Source organism: Gordonibacter sp. 28C (assembly GCF_003339845.1).
Lineage (GTDB): Bacteria > Actinomycetota > Coriobacteriia > Coriobacteriales > Eggerthellaceae > Gordonibacter.
This window is the reverse complement of the sequence record NZ_PPTR01000005.1, coordinates 144693-165163: the sequence shown is the minus strand read 5'-3', so window position 1 is coordinate 165163 and position 20471 is coordinate 144693. Positions and strand designations below refer to the sequence as shown.

The 20471-nt window shown below is 68.6% G+C and carries 21 protein-coding genes; 4 read left to right on the top strand and 17 right to left on the bottom strand.

Annotated features, from left to right (window positions below):
• Positions 1 to 14: 14 nt before the first annotated feature.
• The 13 genes from holA to C1878_RS08275 all read right to left on the bottom strand — a co-directional run bounded on the left by holA (position 15) and on the right by C1878_RS08275 (position 12263).
• Positions 15 to 998, bottom strand: a complete 984-nt coding sequence (holA, locus tag C1878_RS08335; protein WP_114601257.1) for a DNA polymerase III subunit delta — start codon at positions 996 to 998, stop codon at positions 15 to 17.
• Between the two features lie 10 nt (positions 999 to 1008).
• A complete protein-coding gene (locus C1878_RS08330) occupies positions 1009 to 3348 on the bottom strand; it encodes a ComEC/Rec2 family competence protein (RefSeq protein WP_114601146.1) in 2340 nt (779 codons plus the stop codon).
• Between the two features lie 3 nt (positions 3349 to 3351).
• Positions 3352 to 4026 (bottom strand): ComEA family DNA-binding protein, encoded by a 675-nt coding sequence (locus tag C1878_RS08325; protein WP_114601145.1) that lies wholly within the window; start codon positions 4024 to 4026, stop codon positions 3352 to 3354.
• A 486-nt stretch (positions 4027 to 4512) separates the two neighbouring features.
• Positions 4513 to 5721: a tRNA uracil 4-sulfurtransferase ThiI gene (gene thiI / locus C1878_RS08320; RefSeq protein ID WP_114601144.1), complete on the bottom strand. Its 1209-nt coding sequence runs from the start codon at positions 5719 to 5721 to the stop codon at positions 4513 to 4515.
• Positions 5722 to 5933: 212 nt separating this feature from the next.
• Positions 5934 to 6194, bottom strand: coding sequence for a DNA-directed RNA polymerase subunit omega (locus C1878_RS08315; RefSeq protein ID WP_080143130.1), 261 nt, complete (start codon positions 6192 to 6194; stop codon positions 5934 to 5936).
• Positions 6195 to 6201: 7 nt separating this feature from the next.
• Entirely contained in the window at positions 6202 to 6774 is a 573-nt protein-coding gene (gene gmk / locus C1878_RS08310) for a guanylate kinase (protein WP_114601143.1), read from the bottom strand.
• Positions 6775 to 6783: 9 nt separating this feature from the next.
• The gene (mihF, locus tag C1878_RS08305; protein WP_041239777.1) at positions 6784 to 7092 is read right to left on the bottom strand and encodes an integration host factor, actinobacterial type; all 309 of its coding nucleotides are present in this window, start codon (positions 7090 to 7092) and stop codon (positions 6784 to 6786) included.
• 217 nt (positions 7093 to 7309) lie between these two features.
• Positions 7310 to 8035, bottom strand: coding sequence for an orotidine-5'-phosphate decarboxylase (gene pyrF / locus C1878_RS08300; protein WP_114601142.1), 726 nt, complete (start codon positions 8033 to 8035; stop codon positions 7310 to 7312).
• A complete protein-coding gene (locus tag C1878_RS08295; protein WP_114601141.1) occupies positions 8029 to 8982 on the bottom strand; it encodes a dihydroorotate dehydrogenase in 954 nt (317 codons plus the stop codon). The genes pyrF and C1878_RS08295 overlap by 7 nt, the downstream gene beginning before the upstream one ends.
• Positions 8983 to 9780: a dihydroorotate dehydrogenase electron transfer subunit gene (locus C1878_RS08290; RefSeq protein ID WP_114601140.1), complete on the bottom strand. Its 798-nt coding sequence runs from the start codon at positions 9778 to 9780 to the stop codon at positions 8983 to 8985.
• Between the two features lie 142 nt (positions 9781 to 9922).
• Positions 9923 to 10579, bottom strand: coding sequence for a phosphatase PAP2 family protein (locus C1878_RS08285; protein ID WP_114601139.1), 657 nt, complete (start codon positions 10577 to 10579; stop codon positions 9923 to 9925).
• A 138-nt stretch (positions 10580 to 10717) separates the two neighbouring features.
• Positions 10718 to 11335 carry a helix-turn-helix domain-containing protein gene (locus C1878_RS08280; RefSeq protein ID WP_114601138.1) on the bottom strand — a complete coding sequence of 206 codons (618 nt, stop codon included), beginning with the start codon at positions 11333 to 11335 and terminating at the stop codon, positions 10718 to 10720.
• Between the two features lie 67 nt (positions 11336 to 11402).
• Positions 11403 to 12263 carry a class I SAM-dependent methyltransferase gene (locus C1878_RS08275; protein WP_199519313.1) on the bottom strand — a complete coding sequence of 287 codons (861 nt, stop codon included), beginning with the start codon at positions 12261 to 12263 and terminating at the stop codon, positions 11403 to 11405.
• A 100-nt stretch (positions 12264 to 12363) separates the two neighbouring features.
• Between C1878_RS08275 and C1878_RS08270 the strand changes: the two genes are divergently transcribed.
• Positions 12364 to 12861 (top strand): hypothetical protein, encoded by a 498-nt coding sequence (locus C1878_RS08270; protein ID WP_114601137.1) that lies wholly within the window; start codon positions 12364 to 12366, stop codon positions 12859 to 12861.
• A gap of 60 nt (positions 12862 to 12921) precedes the next feature.
• On the opposite strand, the gene C1878_RS08265 is transcribed toward C1878_RS08270, so the two are convergent.
• Positions 12922 to 13482 carry a YdeI family protein gene (locus tag C1878_RS08265; RefSeq protein ID WP_114601136.1) on the bottom strand — a complete coding sequence of 187 codons (561 nt, stop codon included), beginning with the start codon at positions 13480 to 13482 and terminating at the stop codon, positions 12922 to 12924.
• Positions 13483 to 13649: 167 nt separating this feature from the next.
• Positions 13650 to 13973, bottom strand: coding sequence for a multidrug efflux SMR transporter (locus C1878_RS08260; protein WP_114601135.1), 324 nt, complete (start codon positions 13971 to 13973; stop codon positions 13650 to 13652).
• Positions 13974 to 14186: 213 nt separating this feature from the next.
• Between C1878_RS08260 and C1878_RS08255 the strand changes: the two genes are divergently transcribed.
• The 3 genes from C1878_RS08255 (at position 14187) to C1878_RS08245 (ending at position 15604) form a co-directional block, all read left to right on the top strand.
• Positions 14187 to 14912 carry an AAA family ATPase gene (locus tag C1878_RS08255; RefSeq protein WP_114601134.1) on the top strand — a complete coding sequence of 242 codons (726 nt, stop codon included), beginning with the start codon at positions 14187 to 14189 and terminating at the stop codon, positions 14910 to 14912.
• 84 nt (positions 14913 to 14996) lie between these two features.
• Entirely contained in the window at positions 14997 to 15278 is a 282-nt protein-coding gene (locus C1878_RS08250; RefSeq protein ID WP_114601133.1) for an AbrB/MazE/SpoVT family DNA-binding domain-containing protein, read from the top strand.
• The gene (locus tag C1878_RS08245) at positions 15278 to 15604 is read left to right on the top strand and encodes a type II toxin-antitoxin system PemK/MazF family toxin (protein WP_241963666.1); all 327 of its coding nucleotides are present in this window, start codon (positions 15278 to 15280) and stop codon (positions 15602 to 15604) included. The genes C1878_RS08250 and C1878_RS08245 overlap by 1 nt, the downstream gene beginning before the upstream one ends.
• 80 nt (positions 15605 to 15684) lie before the next feature.
• On the opposite strand, the gene carB is transcribed toward C1878_RS08245, so the two are convergent.
• Entirely contained in the window at positions 15685 to 18909 is a 3225-nt protein-coding gene (gene carB, locus C1878_RS08240; RefSeq protein ID WP_114601131.1) for a carbamoyl-phosphate synthase large subunit, read from the bottom strand.
• A 2-nt stretch (positions 18910 to 18911) separates the two neighbouring features.
• Positions 18912 to 20294 carry a glutamine-hydrolyzing carbamoyl-phosphate synthase small subunit gene (gene carA / locus C1878_RS08235; RefSeq protein ID WP_114601130.1) on the bottom strand — a complete coding sequence of 461 codons (1383 nt, stop codon included), beginning with the start codon at positions 20292 to 20294 and terminating at the stop codon, positions 18912 to 18914.
• Positions 20295 to 20471: the final 177 nt, after the last annotated feature.

Genomic DNA, 20471 nt, shown 5'->3' with positions numbered 1-20471 from the left:
AAACCGGCCTCGGTTCAGCCGGCTTTGCGGACGGTCACTTGCAGCACCCAATCCAAGAAGGCGGCGTCCGGATCCGCGCCGCTTTTCATGGCGCGCTCGGTGTCGCGGGCGGCGACGATGGCGCGCCGCAGCTCCGCCCCGCTGAAACCGCGGGCCCAGGTGGCGTGGTTCTTGCACCGCCAGTCGGGCATCTTGAGGGCGGCGGCCACCCCGCGCGGGTTGCCGCGCTCGATGAGGGTGCGGGCGCATACCAGCTCGCGCAGACGCGACGTGCACATGGAGAGCAGCGCGTGGGGCGACACCGACTCCATGCGGCCCAGGTACAGCAGGCACTTGCCCGCGTCCCGCGCGGCGAACGCGTCGACGAACTCCCAGGGCTTTACCTCGGCCGTGCGCGTGACCAGCCCCATGATCTCGTGCTCGTTCACGGCGTCGGCCCCGCGGTGCGCAAGCGCTATCTTCTTCAGCTCGTTGTCCAAGTGGACGGTGTCCTCGCCCACCAGGTCGACGAGCTTGTTCGCCGCGCCCTCCGTGAGCGTGACGCCGTGGCCCACGGCCATGGCGCGCACCGTCTTGGGCAGCTCGTAGCGCTTGAGCGGGGCGCAGTCGATGACGGCGGTCTTGCCATGCGCGGCCACGGCCTTGTACAGCCGCGTGTTCTTCGCAAGCTTCTCGGCCACGAGCGCGAGCACGGTCGTCTCGCTCGGCGAGGACAGGTAGGACACGAGCGCCTCGGCGTCGGCCTTCTTGAGCTTGTCGGCCGCGCGCACCTCCACGAGGCGCACGGGGCTGGCGAAGGGGACGGTGTTGCACGCCGCGACGACGTCGTCGCCGACCGCCGTCTCGCCGTTAAACTCGTCGGAGTTGAACGAGAGGTCGCCCATCGCGGCCAGGCGGGCGCGCAGGCGCTTCATGACGGCGTCCCGCTTGAGCGCGTCCTCCCCCACGACGAGGTAGACGGGCAAAAGCGGCGCTTCTTGTTTCTTGTTCGTTGGCATGCCCCGCATTCTACCCCAGGGCTTTAACGACGATGCCCTGCGCGCTCAATTTGCACGAAACATCCCCCTCCTCGTCGGTGCGGCGCACCTGCGCGCCGGCATCGGCCAGCTCCTGGAGCGTCTTGTCCGCCGGATGGCCGTAGCGGTTGCCCGCGCCCGCGCTCACGAGCGCGATGCGCGGGGAGAGCGCGGCCGCCAACTCGGGCGTGAGCGCGTTCTTCGACCCGTGATGGCCCACCTTGAGAATGTCCACGCGGCCGACGAGGCCCTGTTCCTCCATCGCGGCCAGTTGCTCGTGCTCGGCGTCGCCGGTGAAAAGCGCCGTCCAGTCCGGGGTCCCGTCTCCGTCGGGGTCGGCGCGGGCCAGCAGGCACACGCTGTCGGCGTTGCCCCCTTCGTCGACGAAGGCGCGCGGCCACACCACGTCGAGCGAGAACGCGCCCACGCGCAGCTCGTCGCCCTGTGCGAGGCCCAGCACGCCCTCGTCCCCCACGAGGACGGCGGCGTCGGACCGCAGGTTCGCGCAGGCCTCGCACGGGCAGGAGAGCGCGTCGCCCGCCAGCAGCACGCGCTCCACCTGCACGACGCCCTTCAGCGAGGCGAGCGAGCCCATGTGGTCGTCGTCGCCATGGGTGACGACGACGGCGTCGAGCCGGTACACGGCGTGGCGGGCGAGGGCCTCGCGCAGCAGGCGGTCCTGGTTGCCCGTGTCAACGAGCACGGCCGCACCTTCGCTGCGGACGACGAACGCGTCGCCTTGCCCCACGTCGAGCATGATGATCTCGTCTCCGGCGAGGCGGGGCACGACGACGGCGCCTGCGAGGGCCGCCGCCAAGGCCGCGCCCGCGACGAGCGCCGCGGCGCGCGGGTTCGGGGCGGGCCAGACCGCCCACAGCAGCGCGGCGAGCACGGCCGCGCAAGCGAGCGCGGGAACGACGGGGACGTCCACAGGCACGCTCGCGTGCGGCAGGCCCGCGCACAGGCGGGCGACCGAGCAAAGCCCCTCGGCCGCGAAGGCCGCCGCCGCCAGCAAGGGCGGGCCGGCAGGCGGCACGGCGAGCGCCGCGACCGTCGCCGCCAAGCCGCCGGCGCAGGCGAGCGGGAACAGCGGCGCCGCGGCCACGTTCGCCAGCGGGGCCACGAGCGGCACTTGGGAGAACAGGGCGGCCGACAGCGGCTGGGCGAGCACGCTCGAGGCGACGGTGAGCCCGACGGCCTCGGCGGCGAAGCGCGGCAGGCGCGGTGCGAGCCGCCCGATCCAGGCCGCGGCGAGGCCCGCGAACAGCACGATACCCAGGGTCGAGAGCACCGAGAGGGCGAACGAGGCCGAGAGCGCCGTGACGGGGGACGTGGCCACGACGCCCGCCGCGCACAGGCCGACGGCGTTCAGGCTGGCGGGCCGGCGGCGCGCGAAGAACGACGACATGCCGGCGAACGTCATGAGAGCGGCCCGGACGGCCGACACCGGTGCGGCGGACAGGGCGAGGTAGCACAGCAGCAGCGCCGCCTGCGCGGCCACGGCCAACGCCCGCGGCGCGCGCAGCGCCTTGAACGCCGCGCCCGCAAACGCGCACACGAGGACGAGGTGCGCGCCCGACACCGCCACGAGATGCGCGAGGCCGGCCGTTTTGAAGGAGTCGTACACGTCGGTCCCGTCGAGCGCGGTGCGGTCGCCGCACACGAGCGCCCGCAGCACGGCGGCCCCCTCGCCGCCCGTGCCGGCAATCACCTCCACGGCGCGAGCCCGCATGCCCAGCAGCATTCCCAACGCGTCGCTGCGCTCCGCCGGAACCGCATGCCGCACAGTGGCCGTCGCGGCGATGCCGCGCTGCCAGCACCAGTCCGCCGCGCGCTCGTCCGGCGCGGCCAGCGACACGTCCGCCTCGAACACGTCGCCGTAGCGCGGCACGGCGGCTCCGTCGGCGAAGCGCAGCCGCACGTCCACCGCGCGCCCTCCCGAAAGCCGCGTGCGCCCGACGCACTGGGCGCCGTAGAGGCCCGCGTCGGCATCCTCCATCGCCTCGAACCTTAAAAGGCCGGAAGGCTCGCCGGCAGCCTCCTGCCAGGCGACGAGCAGGGAGGCGCCGCCCGCGCAACCGCAGGCGGCGCCCGCGAGCGCTCCCAGAAGCGCGCACCAAGCGAGCACGCGCCCGCCCCTTCGCAGCAGGAGCACCGACGCGACGACGGCCGCCGCCAGCGCCGCTGCACCGACGGCCAGGCACGCCCCGACGCCCCACCCCCGCGCCGCGGAGTACGCGGCGGCGCACGACGCCCACAGGCCCAGGCCGAACGCCAGCACCGGCGGCACGGCCGGACGAGGGGGCAGCCCGGGCGGCGGTCTGCGGGCCATGGGTCAGCCGACGCAGATCGCGTCGGCGAGCGCCGCGAACTTCTTGTCGCCGATGCCCGACACGCGCTTGAGGTCCTCGATCGTCTTGAAGGGGCCGTTCGCCGCGCGGTCGGCCACGATCTTGTCGGCCGTGGAGGCTCCCACGCCGGGAAGCGCGTCCAGCTGGGCGGCCGACGCCGTGTTGATGTTCACCTTGGCGTTAGCCGCTCCGGCTGCGGCGGAGCCGGCCTCCCCCACCGCAGCCGACGCCGCCGCGGCGGCGTCGGCCTCGCTCGGAACGACCACCTGCTCGCCGTCGGAGACGGCGCGCGCCAAGTTGAGGGCGTCGCGCGCGGCCCCTTCGGCGAAACCTCCCGCCGCCTCGACGGCGTCGAGCACCCGTGCGCCCTCGACCAGCTCGTACACGCCGGGCGCCGCCACCGCGCCGCCCACGTGCACGCGCATCGACGCAGCCGGAGCCGCTTCGGCACCTGCGGCCGCATCGTCGCGAACCGCCTGCTCCGCGCTCTCCGACCTCTCGACCGCGAAGCCCTCCGACGACGCGGCGTCCAGCAGCAGCTTTCCCGCCCCCGCGAGCACGACCAGCGCCACGGCGGTCACGCCCACCAGCACGGGCAGCCGCGCCCCCGACAGATGCATCCGCGCGCGCCACGACTCCGCGCTCCGTTGAAACGACATGGCCCCTCCCGTTCCCCACCCGTCAGATGCAGGCGGGCGGCGCCCGAGTTAGACCGCCGCGACCGCCTTGCGCCTCGATCATAGCTCCGCGACCTTGCACGGCGACCGTCGGAGTCCCAACGCGCAGCCAACGCGGACCTTGCGCGAATCCAGCGCCGCGACCGGCAAAACCTTGCACGGATCCAGCGCGCATCCAACGCGGGTCGAATAAAAGCCGAACGCCTGCGGAGTTTTCCACAGGCGTTCGGGCGGACCGAAGAGGGGGCCTTCGAGCGGGGCTTCGCAGGGCCTCCCTTTACGCCGGCCACGTGGCGAGGGGCCGCAGAACGACGAGCTTGGAACCTGCAGGTGCGTTCGCCGCATGGGTTTGCGAAGTCGGAGGTCGGGGCGCCGGGCGGGCGGCAGCCCGCCCCTGCGGCGACGATCGCGCATGCCGCTCAACCGTTCCGCAGGCAACCGGAATTTTCGGTTAGGCTGATCGGGCGGCTAGCGCGCCTTGGGCTTGTAGGCCGGGCAGGCGTAGTCGCGCACTTCGGCGGCCTCCGCGATCTCGGCCACCCAGCGCTCGATGGGCAGCGCGGCCTCGACCTCGCGCACCACCGGCAGCTTCGCGTGCGTTTCCGGGCTGCGGGGCATGAACAGCGTGCAGCAGTCCGGCGCGTCCTGCGAGGATATCTCGTAGGTGTCCAGCCGCTGGGCCTCGCCGATGATCTCGAGCTTGTCCGTGCCGATGAGCGGGCGGAACACCGGCATGTCCACCGCGTCGTCCGTCGCGCGGATGTTCTCGAGCGTCTGCGAGGCCACCTGCCCCAGGCTCTCCCCCGTCACGAGCGCCCCCGCCCGCTCGCGGGCGGCCAGGACCTCGGCCACCTTGAACATGAGGCGGCGGTACATGATCACGCGCAGCTCCGGCGGAACGGCGAGGGCGATCTCGCGCTGGTAGTCGCCGAACGGCACCGTGTACACGCGCGCGATGCAGCCCGTGCGCTCCAGAACGCGCGCGATGTCGTCGACCAGGTACTCGCTCGCATCCGAGGTCTGCGGCCGCCCGGAGAAGTGCACGCCGATGCACACCGCGCCGCGGCGCGCCAGCTTCCATGTGGCCACCGGCGAGTCGATGCCGCTCGACAGCAGGCACACCACCTTGCCCGAGCTGCCCACCGGCAGGCCGCCCACGCCCGGCACGGAGCGCGCGTACACGTACGAAGCATTCTGAACCACCTCCACGCCCACGGTGACGTCGGGGTTCTTCATGCGCACGCCCTTGTCCGGGTAGGCCTCGCAGAGCGCGCCGCCGATGATCTGGTTCATGTCCATGGAGTTCACGGCGAAATCGGTGTGGTTGCGCCGCGCCGCCACCTTGAACGTGGAGAATTCCCCGGCCTCGGAAAGCGCGAGCACGGCCGCCTCGGCCATCTCGTCGAGGTCGCGCTCGCATTTGAAGCCGCTCGAAACGCGGGCCACGCCCGGCACCTTGCCGGCGACCTCGGACGCCGCGACGGCCGTGTCCCAGTCGGCGCCCTCGCGCAAAAACACGCACAGCCGCCCCGATATGCGGTGGATCGTCACCACAGGGAAGCCGGCCAGCAGCGCTTCGAGGTTCTTCAAGAGCCGCGTCTCGAACGAGGCCCGGTTGTGCCCCTTGAGGCCGATTTCGTGGTAATGGACGAGGATGATGCGTTGGAAGTCAGTCATGGGAGTCTCTCGTATCGAACGGTTCGCGCGAAGCGCGAAAATTACCGCCCAGGTTGGCGTAGTAAGTCAGCGAGAAGCCCCACGGTCGCCCAGCTGCTCGCTCCAAGCAACTTTCACGTGCAGAAGCACGCTTCAAGTTGCTTTCGCGGCATCTGAACGACCGTGGGGCTTCGCAGCGTCGAGAGGTTCCGCTGGCCGAAGGCCAGCGGAACCTAGTGGTTCTTGATGTCGATGGAGTTCGGGTCGTACGACACTTCGCCGCGCGCGATCTCGTTGAACGCGAGCGACAGCGGCTTCTTGTCGGCCGCGCGCGCGATCTCCACGGCCGTCTGCAGCTGGATGGCGCGATCGCGCTGACCGCGCATCATGTCGTTGATGTCGTGCGCGCGCTTCGACGCCAGGGCGCACAGCAGGAAGCGGTCGTTGTCCGTCTTGTTCAGCAGCGCGTCGATCTTAGGTTCGATGATGCTCATATATCGTTTAACCTCGTGCTTTCTCAGCTTGCTCGTTGACGTAGCCCACCAGCGCGGCGGTCGCTTCGTCAAGGTTGTCGTTTACCAGCCGCATATCATACTCCATTTTGCGCGAAAGCTCCACTGCGGCCGCCCTCATGCGCTTCTCGACGACCTCGTCGGTCTCGGTGCCGCGCCCGCGCAGGCGCTCTTCGAGCACCTCGAGCGAAGGAGGCTCGATGAACACGAGGTGGGCCGAGGGCATCTTGTCGCGCACTTGGAAAGCGCCCTGCACGTCGATCTCGAGGATGACCTGCTCGCCGCGGGCCATGTGCTCCTCGACGGTCGCGCGCGGCGTGCCGTAGCGGTTGCCGGCGTAGGTGGCCCATTCCAAAAGCCCGTCGGTGTCCACCAGGTGCTGGAACTCCTCGGCGGTGGCGAACCGGTAGTGCACGCCGTCGACCTCGCCCTCGCGCGGGGCGCGTGTCGTGACGGAGCGGGACACCCAGGCATCGGGCACCTCGCGCAACAAACGGGCCACCAGCGTGCCCTTGCCGGCACCTGATGGCCCTGAGATAACGAACAGATTGCCGTGTCGCATACGGGGGTTTTAACCCAGACGCTCCAGAAGGGCGGTCTGCTGGCGCTCGCCCAAACCGCGCAAACGACGGCTCTCGGCGATCTGCAGCTCCTTCATGATCTTCTCGGCCTTGGCCTTGCCGTAGCCCGGCATGGTCTCGATGAGCGTGGACACCTTCATACGGCCCACCACCGGGTCGTTCTTCATTTCGAGAACCTTGGCCAACGTGAGCTTGCCGCTCTTCAGCTCGTCGCGAACCTCAGCGCGCTTGATGCGAGCCGCCTTCGCCTTCTCCAGGGCCGCCTGACGTTCTTCCGGGCTGAGTTGAGGAATAGCCATCGTGTTTCTCTCCTTCTTCTCCAAAGCGATTCCGTGATACTATCACGCATTTATCCGTCTTGCCTTGTCAATCGCTGTAATTCCAAAAAATTCTAACGCGACGCCACACATTGTATGAGCAGCTTCGCGAGAAAAGCCTTTTTCGTCGCCTAACCGTTACATTCCGTCCCGCCCGAGGTCGGAAGCGGGAAACAACCGAAGTGAACCCGCGCTCAGGTTACAGTTCCGCGACAATGGCCTCGAACGCGGCTGCCGGGTCGGGCGCTTGGGTTATAGGCCGGCCGATGACGAGATGCGACGCGCCGTTCGCGAACGCCTGGGCAGGCGTGGCCGTGCGGCTTTGGTCGCCCTTGTCGCTGCCCGCCGGCCGCACGCCGGGCGTGACGATGTAGGCGTCGGGGCCCAGGATGTCGCGCAGGCGCGCGGCCTCCTGCGGCGACGCCACCACGCCGGAGATGCCGGCGCGCTTCGCCTGCTCGGCCAGAACCACCACCTGGTCTGACATGGCGCGGCTCACGCCCGTCTCGGCCAGCGCGGCGTCGTTCATGCTGGTGAGCACCGTGATGCCGAGCGTGGCCGGCACGTCGTGGCCGTACTCGGCCGCCGCGCGCTCGGCGCCTCGCTGGGCCGCCTGCATCATGTCCACGCCGCCCACCGTGTGCATGGTGAGCATGTCGGCCCCGCTGCCCGCAGCGGCGTAGGCGGCACCTTCCACCTGATGCGGAATGTCGTGGAACTTGAGGTCGAGGAACACCTTGAAGCCGCGCTCCTTGAGCGCATAGACGATGGCCGGGCCGTTCGCGTAGAACAGCGTCATGCCCACCTTCATCCACGCGGCCTTCCCTTGAAGCTGGTCGGCAAGGTCGAAGGCTTCCTCGATGCCGCAGTCGAGCGCCACGATCACGCGGTCGCGCGCGGGGACCTTCTCGAACGAACTTAGCATTCCAACGCTCCTATCAGCTCGCGCACGTCCTGTACGCCCTGTTCCTCGCAATACTGCGCTATCCCGTCCGCGATTTCAACCGAAGCGCGCGGATTCACGAAATTCACCGTTCCCGCCGCCACGGACGTGGCTCCGGCCAACATGAACTCCACGGCGTCGATGCCGGTCGAGATGCCGCCCATGCCGAGCAGCGGGACCTGCACGGCTTTGTGCACCTCCCACACCATGCGCAGCGCCACGGGCTTCACGGCCGGGCCCGACAGGCCGCCCACCACGCGGGCGAGCTGGGGCCGGCGGCGCTTGGCGTCCACGGCCATGCCCAGAAGCGTGTTGATGAGCGAGAGGGCGTCCGCGCCGGCGGCCTCGGCGGCGCGCGCGATCTCGGCCACGTCGGTGACGTTCGGCGTGAGCTTCACGATGAGCGGGCGCTTCGTGGCGGCGCGGCAGCGCGACACCACGGCCTCGACGCTGTCCGTGCACGTGCCGATGGTCATACCGCCCGCGTCCACGTTCGGACACGAGATGTTCACCTCGTACGCGTCGACGGGCGAGTCCTCCAACGCCTCGATGACTTGGACGTACTCGTCGAAGCTGTGGCCCGACACGTTCACGATGACCGTGGCGCCGCGCTCGGCGAGCCACGGCAGGTCGTGCTCCTTCAGGTGGGCCACGCCGGGGTTCTGCAGGCCGATGGAGTTCAGCATGCCGCTCGGCGTCTCGGCGATGCGGGGGCTGGCGTTGCCCTCCCAGCCGTTCAGGGACACGCCCTTGGTGGTCACGGCGCCGAGCGAGGCGACATCCACGAAGTCCCCGTACTCCCGCCCCGCCGCGAATGTGCCCGACGCCACGGTGACGGGGTTCTTCATCTCCAGCCCGCCCAGGTTCACCGCCATGCCCACCTTCGTGGGGGCCGTCGTCTGCGGCAGCGCGTTTTCTATCTCGCCCATCTACCAAACCACCTTTCGCGCGTCGAACACGGGGCCGTCGACGCAGGCGCGCTTCTTGCCGTCCACCGTGTCGACCACGCACGACAGGCACGCGCCTACGCCGCAGGCCATGCGCTTTTCCAGGGAGACCTCGCAGGGCACGTCCGCTTCGGCGGCCATGCCGGCCACGATCTTCATAAGGGGCTCGGGACCGCATACGGCCAGGTAGTCGTATTGCCCGCCCGCTTCGGCGGCTTCCGCCAAAGCCTCGGCGACGAGCGAGGTGCAGAAGCCCTCGCGCCCGAAGCTGCCGTCGTCGGTGGCGCAGCGCGGCGGCGCGTCGAGCAGCGCCTCGTAGCGGGCGCGGCACGTGAGCGCTTGCTCGGTCTGCGCGCCCAGCACCACGTCCGTGCGCGCACCTGCGGCCACAAGCGACTCGGCCAGCATGAACAGCGGGGCCGCGCCCACGCCGCCGCCCACGAGCAGCGCGCGTTTCGCGCCGGCGGGATGCCAGGCACGTCCGACGGGGCCGATAAGCTCGGCGTCGCCGCACTGCCCCGGCACGAGGCCCGTCATGTGGTCGCTGCCGAAGCCGACCGCCTGGTAGAGGATCTCCAGCGTGCCGGTGCGCACGTCGCGCGCGTACACCGAGAACGGACGGCGCAGAATGTGCGCCTCCATGCCCGGCACCTTCATATGCACGAACTGCCCCGGCTCGATGGCTCCCGCGATGTCGGGCGCGTCGAGCGTCATGAGGTAGAGGTTCGGGCCCGCACACACGTTCTCGCGTATGCGCGCCCGTTCGTTGACCAGAGCCACGTAAGGACCTTTCCTCTCGCCGAACCGCCGCTTCGCCTGCGGCGGCGTGACCGTCTCTTCGGCGCTGATTGTAACATCACCGCTGTTGAGCGAGCGCCTAGCAAGCCGGAATGCGAAAGAAAAGACTACAGATGCCCCCGTTTCAACGTCGCGTGGAACCCCGGCGAAGGGAAGCGGGCCCATGGCGCCCTCGCTCCGTTCGGCGCGCTTCGATCAGATCGAGCGTTTTCGTCACGAGTAGCCATGCGACGACGGCCGCGAGCGCGCCCACGAGGAAGCCGGCCAGCACGTCGGAGGGATAGTGCGCCACAAGATAGCAGCGCGCCGCGCCCATGACCAGCATGACGAGCGAGCCGCCGAGCACCGTTTTCCAATTCCGATACGCCAGCATGAGCGCCACCATCGCCGCCGAGGCCGCGGTCATGTGGCCGGAGGGGAACGAGAACCCGTCCTCGGGCACGGCACCGACGAAGCGCCACCAGTCCAGGTAAAGCGCGGACGACTCGAACGGCCTCGGTCGCGCGACGAGGTCCTTGAGCACGATGTTCGTGGCAAGCGCGCCCAGGCAGACGGCGACGAACATGACCGCCCCCGCGCGTCGCGTGCGCTTGAACGCCATGAGCACGATTGCCAGCGCGAAGAAGCACGCGCCCTTCTCGCCTGCGAAGCTCACCGCCTCGAACAGCGGTGTGAACGCGAATCCCCCGTATTCGGCAAGCGCATGGAGCGCTCCCAAGATCGTCGTGTCGAACGCGGCGAACGCAACGTTGAGCCACGCGGCCGTCAAGGTCGTTTCCATCGAGCTGTCCTTTCGTCTCACGGATTACGTGGGCCCTTGCGAGTCCCGAGCTTCCATGAAACGATCCGTGCCGCCCGACGGCAAGCCACGATGCGTCGCACGGGCGACACGGTGCGTGGCAAAGCCGGCCACCAGGGGTTACGAGCGCAGGATGCGGTAGCCGATGACGGCCTTCGCCACGAGCAATGCGAACATGAGCGTGGCGGCGTAGGGTTGCATGGTCGCCGTGAACCCGACCACGGCGACCGCCTGCGCCGCGAATCCCGCGAGGGCGACGAAGCGCGAGCCCCTTCGCACGGCGGCTAAGGCCGTCGTCGCCTCCGCCGCGCCCACGAGCGCGAGCGCGGCGACGGTCGTCGCCATGACGGCGAACGACACGCCGAAGCCCACGGACGCGCCGTACTCGGCCAAGCCGGCCATGCGCACGAACGAGCCGTCGTCAACGCCGTACAAAGGCAGGAACGCGAACGCAATCGCCAGCATGTCGAGCAGTCCGAACGACAGCAGGCCGTTGCTGCGCGCCGACGAGCGCCGCTCGTCGCGCGCGAGCACGATGAGGTCGTCGGCGGACAGGAGGTCGTCCACCGACACGTCGAACAATCGCGCGACGGCCTGCAGCGAGTCGAGGTTGGGCGAGCCGCCTCCCGTCTCCCACTTCGACACGGCCGTGCGCGACACGTACAGCTTGGCGGCAAGCTGCTCCTGGGTCAGGCCGCGCTCGGTGCGCAGCGCCTTGAGCTTTTCTCCGAAATCCACGGGACGCGCCCCCTTTCAGGCCTCCAAGATGGCGGAGCCGCGGCGATCCGGCAAGACACGATTCGTGTCATCGCCCATCCGCGCTGGTTGTAGGCTTGCGCGCGACTGCGGCGATCGTCGGGCTCGCCTCGTCGAGCGGCGCGCCCGCCGCGTCGCCGACCAGCTCCGCCACCTCGAAACCGGCCTCTTCGAGCTCTTCCGAGAGCGTCTCGGGGGTGAAGTACGTGTTCCATAGATGGTAGGACGTCGCGCCCCCGGGTGCGATCACCGCGATCTGCTCGAGCGACACAGCGTCTGCGAAACGGCTGCAGCGCTGCACCTCGAAGTGAGGGCCCGCGTTCCAGAACCCGCCTGCGGGGTGCTCCTCCCACGTCGTGCGCTCCTCGAAGGCCTCGAGCTTGCGCCGCGAGAAGACGTCGAGCACGAGGGCACCGCCAGAACGCAGCCGCTCGAGGATGCAGCGCAGCACGACGCGACGCTCGCCAGCCGACAGCGCGCCGAAATCGCAGTAGATCATGACGGCGATGTCGAAGGTGCCGTCCAGGTCGAGCTCGAGATAGTTCTGGCGCCGGTAGTCGATGGCGAGCCCCTGCTCGCACGCGGAGCGGCGGGCGTGGTCGAGCGAGCGTGGCGAGAGGTCGACGCCCGTCACTGCGTAGCCTGCACGCGCGAAGCGCTCGGCGTACAGCCCCGGGCCGCAGCCCAAATCGAGCAGGCGCGGATGCGTCGCCGGAGGCGCCGCGGCGCGTATCCAATCGACGGAGCGGTCCATGAACGCGAAGCTACGGCTGGCCCCCTCGAATTCAGGGTCGAGATGCGCCGCCAACATGCCGCGCGATATATGCTCGTCGTCCCAGAACGCCGCATCGGTCCGCTCGTACAGCGCAGAAGGTTTCATCAGGTCGTGCAGATCGTCGTAAAGCGTCACGGGCGCTCCTTCTTCGACGGTTCGTCAGCATTCATGGCGATCATTCTACCATCTGATATCATGCCGTCTCTGAGCATGACGCCGCAACCGAAGGAGCACCGTGGAGAAGCTGCCGCCCATCGAGAAAGTGCACGAAGCATGGTCAGCCATAGCCGACGGGCGCGTCGAGCCGCATCCCGACGAGCAGCGCGCGACGGTCGCGTCCTCGAACGGCGCGAAGGCGTACACCGTGACATGGAGCGAGGACGGCTCGGTCTACTCCTCGAACGACAACGCCACGTACTGGCAGGGCTATGCGGGCTACCCCGTCATCGCCGTGCTCATGCTGCAGGGCAGGCTTCCGCTCGACCGCGCCGTGGCCGACGAGTTCGCGCACGTTGACTGGACCGAGCTCAACGAGCGCTTCCGGCGCGACTACGCGGCCGCCGTGCGCTCCGTCGTCGAAGAGCGCGGCCTCGACACGGCGCAGGTCGAAGCCGCGGCGCACGAGGCTTACGCCGCGCTCGGAGCGCTGGAGATCGCGATCAAGCGCGGGTCAGCCAGACCGCCGAAATCCCCAAAGCCGCAAGGCGAGACGTCGGCGAAGCAGGGTTCGTAAGCCCGTCCGTCGATTCCGTGATCGCCGGACGCGGCCGTCCCATCTGCGCAGCCGCGCATCTCACATGGGCTTCAAGTTGCGGTCGAGCCGATCCGTCATCCAGGCGAGCCGGCTCGCGCGGCCAGCGTCCGTCTTTGCGTCGAAGTACGCGCGGGCGTACGTCTTCCTCACCGAAGGGGGCATGGCCAAAAAGTTCGCATGGGCCGGCTCGCGTCCTTCGAGCAGCGACTCCAAGGCCGCGATATGCTCCTCGGTGACGTCCGGCGCCTTCGGGGCGTCCCAGCAGCCGTTTTCCTTGGCGGCTTTCACCGCCCTTCTGCCGGGATCGGCCATCTCGCCGCGCCGTTCGAGCTTATCGACGAGCGCCTTGTTCTTTTCCGACCACGCGCTGTTTTTCCGGCGCGGCGCGAAGTACTTGCGGTAGGAGCCCTCGTCGATGCGGCGCATCTGCCCGTCGATCCACCCGAAGCACAGCGCCTCCTCGAGCGCCTCGGCCGCCTTGAGCGTGCACGGGCCGCCGGGCTTGCCGAGCAGCAGCCAGACGCCGGAGGACGACTCGCCGTTGGCCTGCAGCCATGCCCTGAACTCGTCCCTGGTAGCGAACTTCAGCGGTTCGTCCATGCGATGCACCTTCCCCTTCCGTCAAAGTCAAACGCCGTTAGAACAAGGATGCGCCTGAATCGGCTCGCATCCATTATGGGCCATCGAGGCGCCGACGGGCGCGGGAGAGTCGACGTCTCCACGACTTCGCCGAGGCCGGGGCGGCACTCCGATCGCGCCGCATCTTGCTAGGAGCCGTCGTGCACGAGCTTGAGGCCGATGACGCAGGCGATGAGGCCTGCGATGAGCAGCACCTTCGCCACCGAGACCGGCTCGGTGCCCGAAAACATGCCGTAGACGACCGTAAGCGAGGCGCCGATGCCCACCCAGACGGCGTACGCGGTGCCGGTCGGCAGCGTCTTGACCGCGTAGGACAAGCCCGCCATGCTCAGCGCCAGCGCGACCAGGAACACGATCGAGGGCGCCAGCTTGGTGAACCCCTCGGCGCGTCCGAGCGCCGTGGCCCACACCGCCTCCAAAACGCCCGACACGATAAGAACGACCCATGCCATGAGAAGACTCCCTTCCGCAGGTTGCGCGCCGTCTTTGCGTTCCTGGTACGGCTGCCCTCGTCAGGGAATCATGGAGAATCACGAAACGCATCCAGTGTAGCAGACCGCCCGCCCTGAAGGAGAACCGTAACCTTCCGGTTGTTGCGGCTGGCCATTTCGCCGCGCCAAGGGTATGCTTGACCTCTGGTTTCGACGCGATGGGAACAGGGCGCGATGAGGGACGACATATACGTGACTTCGCTGTCAATCGATTGGGAGGGCGTCTCCGAGAGGGACGGCTACCCGTTCGACGTCCCGGCCATCGCCAGCATTGAAACGATTGACCTGGCCCAGTCCATCACGTTCTTCTGCGGCGAGAACGGCACGGGCAAGTCGACGCTGCTCGAGGCCTTGAGCATCGCCTACGGGCTGAACCCTGAGGGCGGCACGCGCAACTACACGTTCTCGGTGCACGACGACCATTCGGAGCTCTGCGACCACGTGCGCCTGCTCAAAAGCATCTTCCGGCCACGCGACAGCTTCTTCGTGCGCTCGGACACGCTGTTCAACCTCATATCGGAGATGGACGTGCTCGAGGACGACCGCCGCTACTTCGGCGGACGCTCGCTGCACAGCGTGTCGCACGGCGAGGGCATCCTCGCGCTCGTGTCGCGCCGCTTCGGCGGCGGCGGGTTCTACGTGCTGGACGAGCCGGAGACGGGACTCTCGCAGCTGGGGCAGGTGGCGCTTCTGGCCGAGATCGTACGGCTTGCACAGGCGGGCTCGCAGTTCGTCGTGGCCACGCACTCCCCCATCCTGCTCACGGCGCCCGGCGCGGTGATCTACCAGTTCGACGACGAGGTACGCGAGGTGGGCCTGCGCCAAACCATGGAATGGGACGCCCTCAACCGCTTCCTGAACGACCCGGAGGGCATGCTCGCGGAATTCCTGGAAGGTTGACGGAGGGAGCGCCGAACGTCGTTTGCATCCTTCTCGCAATCTTGCTACTATGTTTATACATAGTTTAGACGGAAAGGAGGCGGCATGGTATCCGCGACTCTGACGAAGTGGGGCAACAGCCAGGGAGTGATCATTCCAAAAAACCTGTGCGATAAATACGGACTGTCCGTTGGCGACAAGCTGATCATCGAGGAAGGAGCTGCGGGCATCGAGCTGAAGCCGCAGCGCCGAAAGATCGCGACGCATCCGGTCGATCTCGACGAGCTGTTCGAAGGATGGACGGGCACGTATGAGCCGCCCGAGGATTGGCCGTGCATCGGCGACGAGATCGACTGGGGAGAGCCCGCGGGCAAGGAGATATGGTGATGATCTGCGAGCAAGGCGACATCGTTGCCGTCGACTTCGAACCGTCGGTGGGACATGAGCCGAACAAGTACCGTCCCGCTCTCGTGGTCAGCTCGAACACGTTCAACGCGCGCTCCAGCCTGACCGCCGTCTGTCCCATCACCTCCGTGAACAACGGGTACCCCCTGCATGTGGGCATCGACCACGAAGAGGTGCGGGGCTTCGTATGCGTCGAGCAGGTGAGGACGGTCGACCTGTCGAACCGAAGGTGCAAGCGCCTCGCGCAAGCAAACGCGGACGACATGGAGCTCGTGCTGTCGTACGTCGCCTCGATATTCGGAGTGTAAAAAGCGGCGGCGTTCAGGCACGCGACGGCGACGGGAGAGCGAGCCGCCGCCCCCGTCGCCGTCTTTCCTTATCAGACTCCCTACCCCCACTGGGGCAGGTCCTGCAGGGCCACCACGGTCAGGCCGTTCTCGCGGGCCATCTCCATGCCGGCCACCATGGCCTGGGCGCCGGCCAGGTTCGTCACGTGGGTCACGCCGTGCTTCACGGCCTCCAGGCGCAGCTCGTAGCCGTCGGCGCGCGTGGCGTGGCCGAACGGGGTGTTGATCATGAGGGCGATCTCGCCCGAGGCGATGCGTTCGAGCACGTTGGGCGAGCCCTCGTGCACCTTCTTCACCTCTTCGCAGTCCACGCCGGCCGCGCGCAGGGCCCGGGCGGTGCCGGCGGTGGCCACCACCTTGAAGCCCAGGCGCACGATGTCGCGCGCGATGGACACGATGGAGCGCTTGTCGCGGTCGCACACGCTGATGAACACCGTGCCGCCCTCGGGCAGCGCGTAGCTGATGGCCAGCTGCGTCTTGGCGAACGCGGCCGGGAAGTTGCCGGCGATGCCCATGACCTCGCCCGTGGACTTCATCTCGGGGCCGAGCACCGTGTCGGCGCCGGGGAAGCGGCCGAACGGCATGACGGCCTCCTTCACGCTGTAATGCTCGAGGCGCCGGTCGTCGGGCGGCAGGTTCAGATCGGCAATCCTCTCCCCCGCCATGACGCGCGCGGCCATCTTCGCCAGCGGCACGCCCGTGGCCTTCGACGTGAACGGCACGGTGCGGCTGGCGCGCGGATTGGCCTCGATGATGTAGATGACCTGGTCTTTGATGGCGAACTGGATGTTGATGAGGCCCACCACGCCCAGGCGCAGGGCCAGCTGGCGAGCTATGGAGCGCAGCTGCGACACCAAGGCCTCCGACAGCGCGAACGGGGGCGTGCAGCAGGCCGAGTCGCCCGAGTGGATGCCCGCCATCTCGATGTGCTCCAGCACGCCGCCCACGTACACCTGCTCGCCGTCGCAAAGCGCGTCGAGGTCCACCTCCACGGCGCCTTCCAGGAACCGGTCGAGGTACACCGGGTGGTCGGGCGATATCTTGGCCGCCTCGGCCATGTACTTCTCCAGCTGCGCGCCGTCGTACACGATGCCCATGCCGCGCCCGCCCAGCACGTAGCTGGGGCGCACGAGCAGCGGGAAGCCTATCTGGTCGGCCACGACGCAGGCCTCTTGATACGTGGAGGCCATGCCGGCGGCCGGGTAGGTTATGCCCATCTCGTCGAGGATGGCGGCGAAGCGGTCGCGGTCCTCGGCCAGGTCGATGGCTTCGGGCTGGGTCCCCATGATGGGCACCCCCGCCTCGGCCAGCGCCGTGGCCAGCTTGAGCGGCGTCTGCCCGCCCAGCGTGACCACCACGCCGTCGGGCCGTTCCACGTCCACGATGTCCATGACGTCCTCAAACGTGAGGGGCTCGAAGTACAGCTTGTCGGACGTGTCGTAGTCGGTGGACACCGTCTCGGGGTTGCAGTTCACCATGATGGTCTCGAATCCCGCCTCGGCCAGCGCGTAGCTCGCGTGCACGCAGCAGTAGTCGAACTCGATGCCCTGCCCGATGCGGTTGGGGCCCGCGCCCAGGATCATGGCGCGCTTGCGCGTTTTCGGGGCCACCTCGGTTTCGGCGGCGTCGTAGGTCTTGTAATGGTAGGCCGTGGAGCTGGGGAACTCGGCGGCGCAGGTGTCCACGGTCTTGAACGCGGGCTTCACGCCCAGCATCTTGCGGCACGTGCGCACGGTGAGTTCGTCGGAGTTCGTGAGGTGCGCGATCTGCGCGTCGGACAGGCCGAAGCGCTTGAGCACGCGGAACGCGTCGGCGTCGAGCTCGTCCAGATGCGTGCCGCGCAGGTTCTCCTGCACGCGCACGATGTCGGCCATGCGGGAGATGAAGAACGGGTCGATGCCCGTGGCCTCGCACACCTCGTCCACCGTCCAGCCGCGGCGCAGCGCCTCGGCCAGGTAGAACACGCGCTCGGCCGTGGGACGCGCCACCAGGTCGGCGAACGCCTCGCCGTCGGGCAGCTCGCCTTCCTTCCCGTCGGCGCCCAGGCCCGCGCGCCCGTTCTCCAGCGAGCGCATGGCCTTGCCGAGCGACTCCTCGAACGTGCGGCCGATGGACATGATCTCGCCCACGGCCTTCATGCGCGTGGACAGCGTGTCGTCGGTTCCCTGGAACTTCTCGAACGCGAAGCGCGGCACCTTCACCACGCAGTAGTCGATGGACGGCTCGAAGCACGCCGGGGTGGCCTTCGTGATGTCGTTGACGATCTCGTCGAGCGTGTAGCCCACGGCCAGCTTCGCCGCCGCCTTGGCGATGGGAAAGCCCGTCGCCTTCGACGCGAGAGCCGAGGAACGCGACACGCGCGGGTTCATCTCGATGACGATCATGCGGCCGTTGTCGGGGTTGACGGCGAACTGCACGTTGGAGCCGCCGGTTTCCACGCCGATCTTCTCCAAGATGGCCAGCGACGCGGCGCGCATGCGCTGGTACTCCACGTCGGAGAGCGTCTGGGCGGGCGCGACCGTGATGGAGTCGCCCGTGTGCACGCCCATGGCGTCGAAGTTCTCGATGGAGCACACGATGATGCCGTTGCCGGCATGGTCGCGCATGACCTCCATCTCGTATTCCTTCCAACCCTCGATGCTCTCCTCCACCAGCACCTCGCCGGCCGGGGAGAGCTCCAGGCCCTGTCCCACGATCTCGTGCAGCTCGCAAGCGTCGTGCGCGATGCCGCCGCCCGCGCCGCCCATGGTGAACGAGGGGCGCAGCACCACCGGGTAGCCGAGCTCCGCCACGATGGCCTCGGCGTCGGCCAGGGAGTAGGCGTAGCCCGAACGCGAGGTCTCTATGCCCAGCTCCGCCATGCACTCGTTGAAGAGCTTGCGGTCCTCGCCGCGCTCGATGGCGTCGAGGTCGCAGCCGATCATCTCCACGCCGTACTTGTCCAGCACGCCGGCGCGCGCCAGTTCGACGGCCGTGTTGAGGCCGGTCTGGCCGCCCAGCGTGGGCAGCAGCGCGTCGGGGCGCTCCTTGGCGATGACCTGCTCCACGAACTCGGGCGTGATGGGCTCCACGTAGGTGCGGTCGGCCAGGCCGGGGTCGGTCATGATGGTGGCGGGGTTGCTGTTCACGAGAACCACGCGATAGCCGTCGGCCTTGAGCACCTTGCACGCCTGCGCGCCCGAGTAGTCGAACTCGCACGCCTGCCCGATGACGATGGGGCCAGAGCCTATCACGAGGATGGTTTGGATATCGGTGCGCTTCGGCATGGCTACCGCCCCCCTTCGGTCGCGGACGCGTGCGGCGCGGCACCCGCCACGGTGGCGGCCTGCTCGCCGAACGTCCAGCCGGCCAGGCGGTCGGCGGCGATGTCGATGTCCAGGTAGTCCTCGCGTCCGTCCATCAGGCGGCCGAACGCGGTGAACAGGTAGTGCGCGTCGGTGGGGCCGGGCGAGGCCTCGGGGTGGTACTGCACCGAGAACGCCGGGATGTCCAGGAAGGCCACGCCCTCGGCGGTGCCGTCGTTCAGGTTCACGTGCGTGAGGCGGATGCGGCCGAACCGCTCGTTGTCCGCGACCGGCGCGATACCGGCGCGCGCCCAGAAGCGCAGGTCGTCCTCGTGCCCCTTGAAGCCGCCCGACAGCTCGGACACGAGCGGCCCCAAGCTGGGGAACAAGAGGCCGAAGCCGTGGTTCTGCGCCGTGATCTCCACGCGCCCCGTGAGCAGGTTCATGACGGGGTGGTTGCCGCCGCGGTGGCCGAACTTGAGCTTCTCGATGCCCGCCCCGGCCGCCTTGGCGATCATCTGGTGGCCCAGGCAGATGCCGAACACGGGCACCTTCCCCAGCAGCTTCTCCACCTGGGAGTACGTGCCCTCCACGGCCTCGGGGTCGCCGGGGCCGTTCGACAGGAACACGCCGTCGGGGTTCGTGGCCAGCACGTCTTCGGCCGGCGTGTCCCACGGCACGGCGACCACGTCGCAGCCCGAGCGCACGAGGTTCTGCAGGATGGAGCGCTTCGCCCCGCAGTCGTAGGCGACGACGCGACGGCGCTTGGACGCGGGCGCGGCCACGGCGAACGCGTGGCTCTTCGGCAGCGACGAGAACGGGTGCGCGCCCGCGCACGACACGGTGGCCGCCAGGTTCTGCCCGACGATGGACTCGCTCGCGCGCACCTTGGCGAGGAGACTGGCCTCGTCGAGGTCGACGGTGGAGAGCACCGCGCGCTGGGCGCCATGGTCGCGCACGTGGCGCACGAGGGCGCGGGTGTCGACGCCTTCGACGGCCACCACGCCGTGCTCGCGCAGGTAGTCGGGCAGGCTCATGGCGCTGCGCCAGTTCGACGGAGCGGCGCACATATCGCGCACCACCAGCCCGCGCAGCGCGGGCTGGTCCGCCTGCGCGTCCTCGGGGTTCACGCCGTAGTTGCCGATCTGGGGGTACGTCAACGCGCAGATCTGCCCGGCGTAGGACGGGTCGGTGATCACCTCGAGGTAGCCCTCGAGCGACGTGTTGAAGCATATCTCGCCGTACACCTCGCCGGGCGCCGCGCACGCCGTGCCGCGGAACACCGCGCCGTCCTCCAGCACGAGCGCCGCCGGCGCGGGCGTGGGCTTCGAGGTGCCTTCCAACAGCTTGTTCGCTATCTCGCTCAAAATCTTCCTTCCGTTCGGGCAGCATATACGAAAAAACGCCTTCGTCGGGGACAAAGGCGCACGTGGTCCTGGGAAAGCTATGCTGCGCACCTTGTCGGTCTCTCCGTACCGCCTTAAAGGCTGCAAGCTAGTATACGACTATTTAGATGATTATGCCCGCTATTTGCATTATTTTCG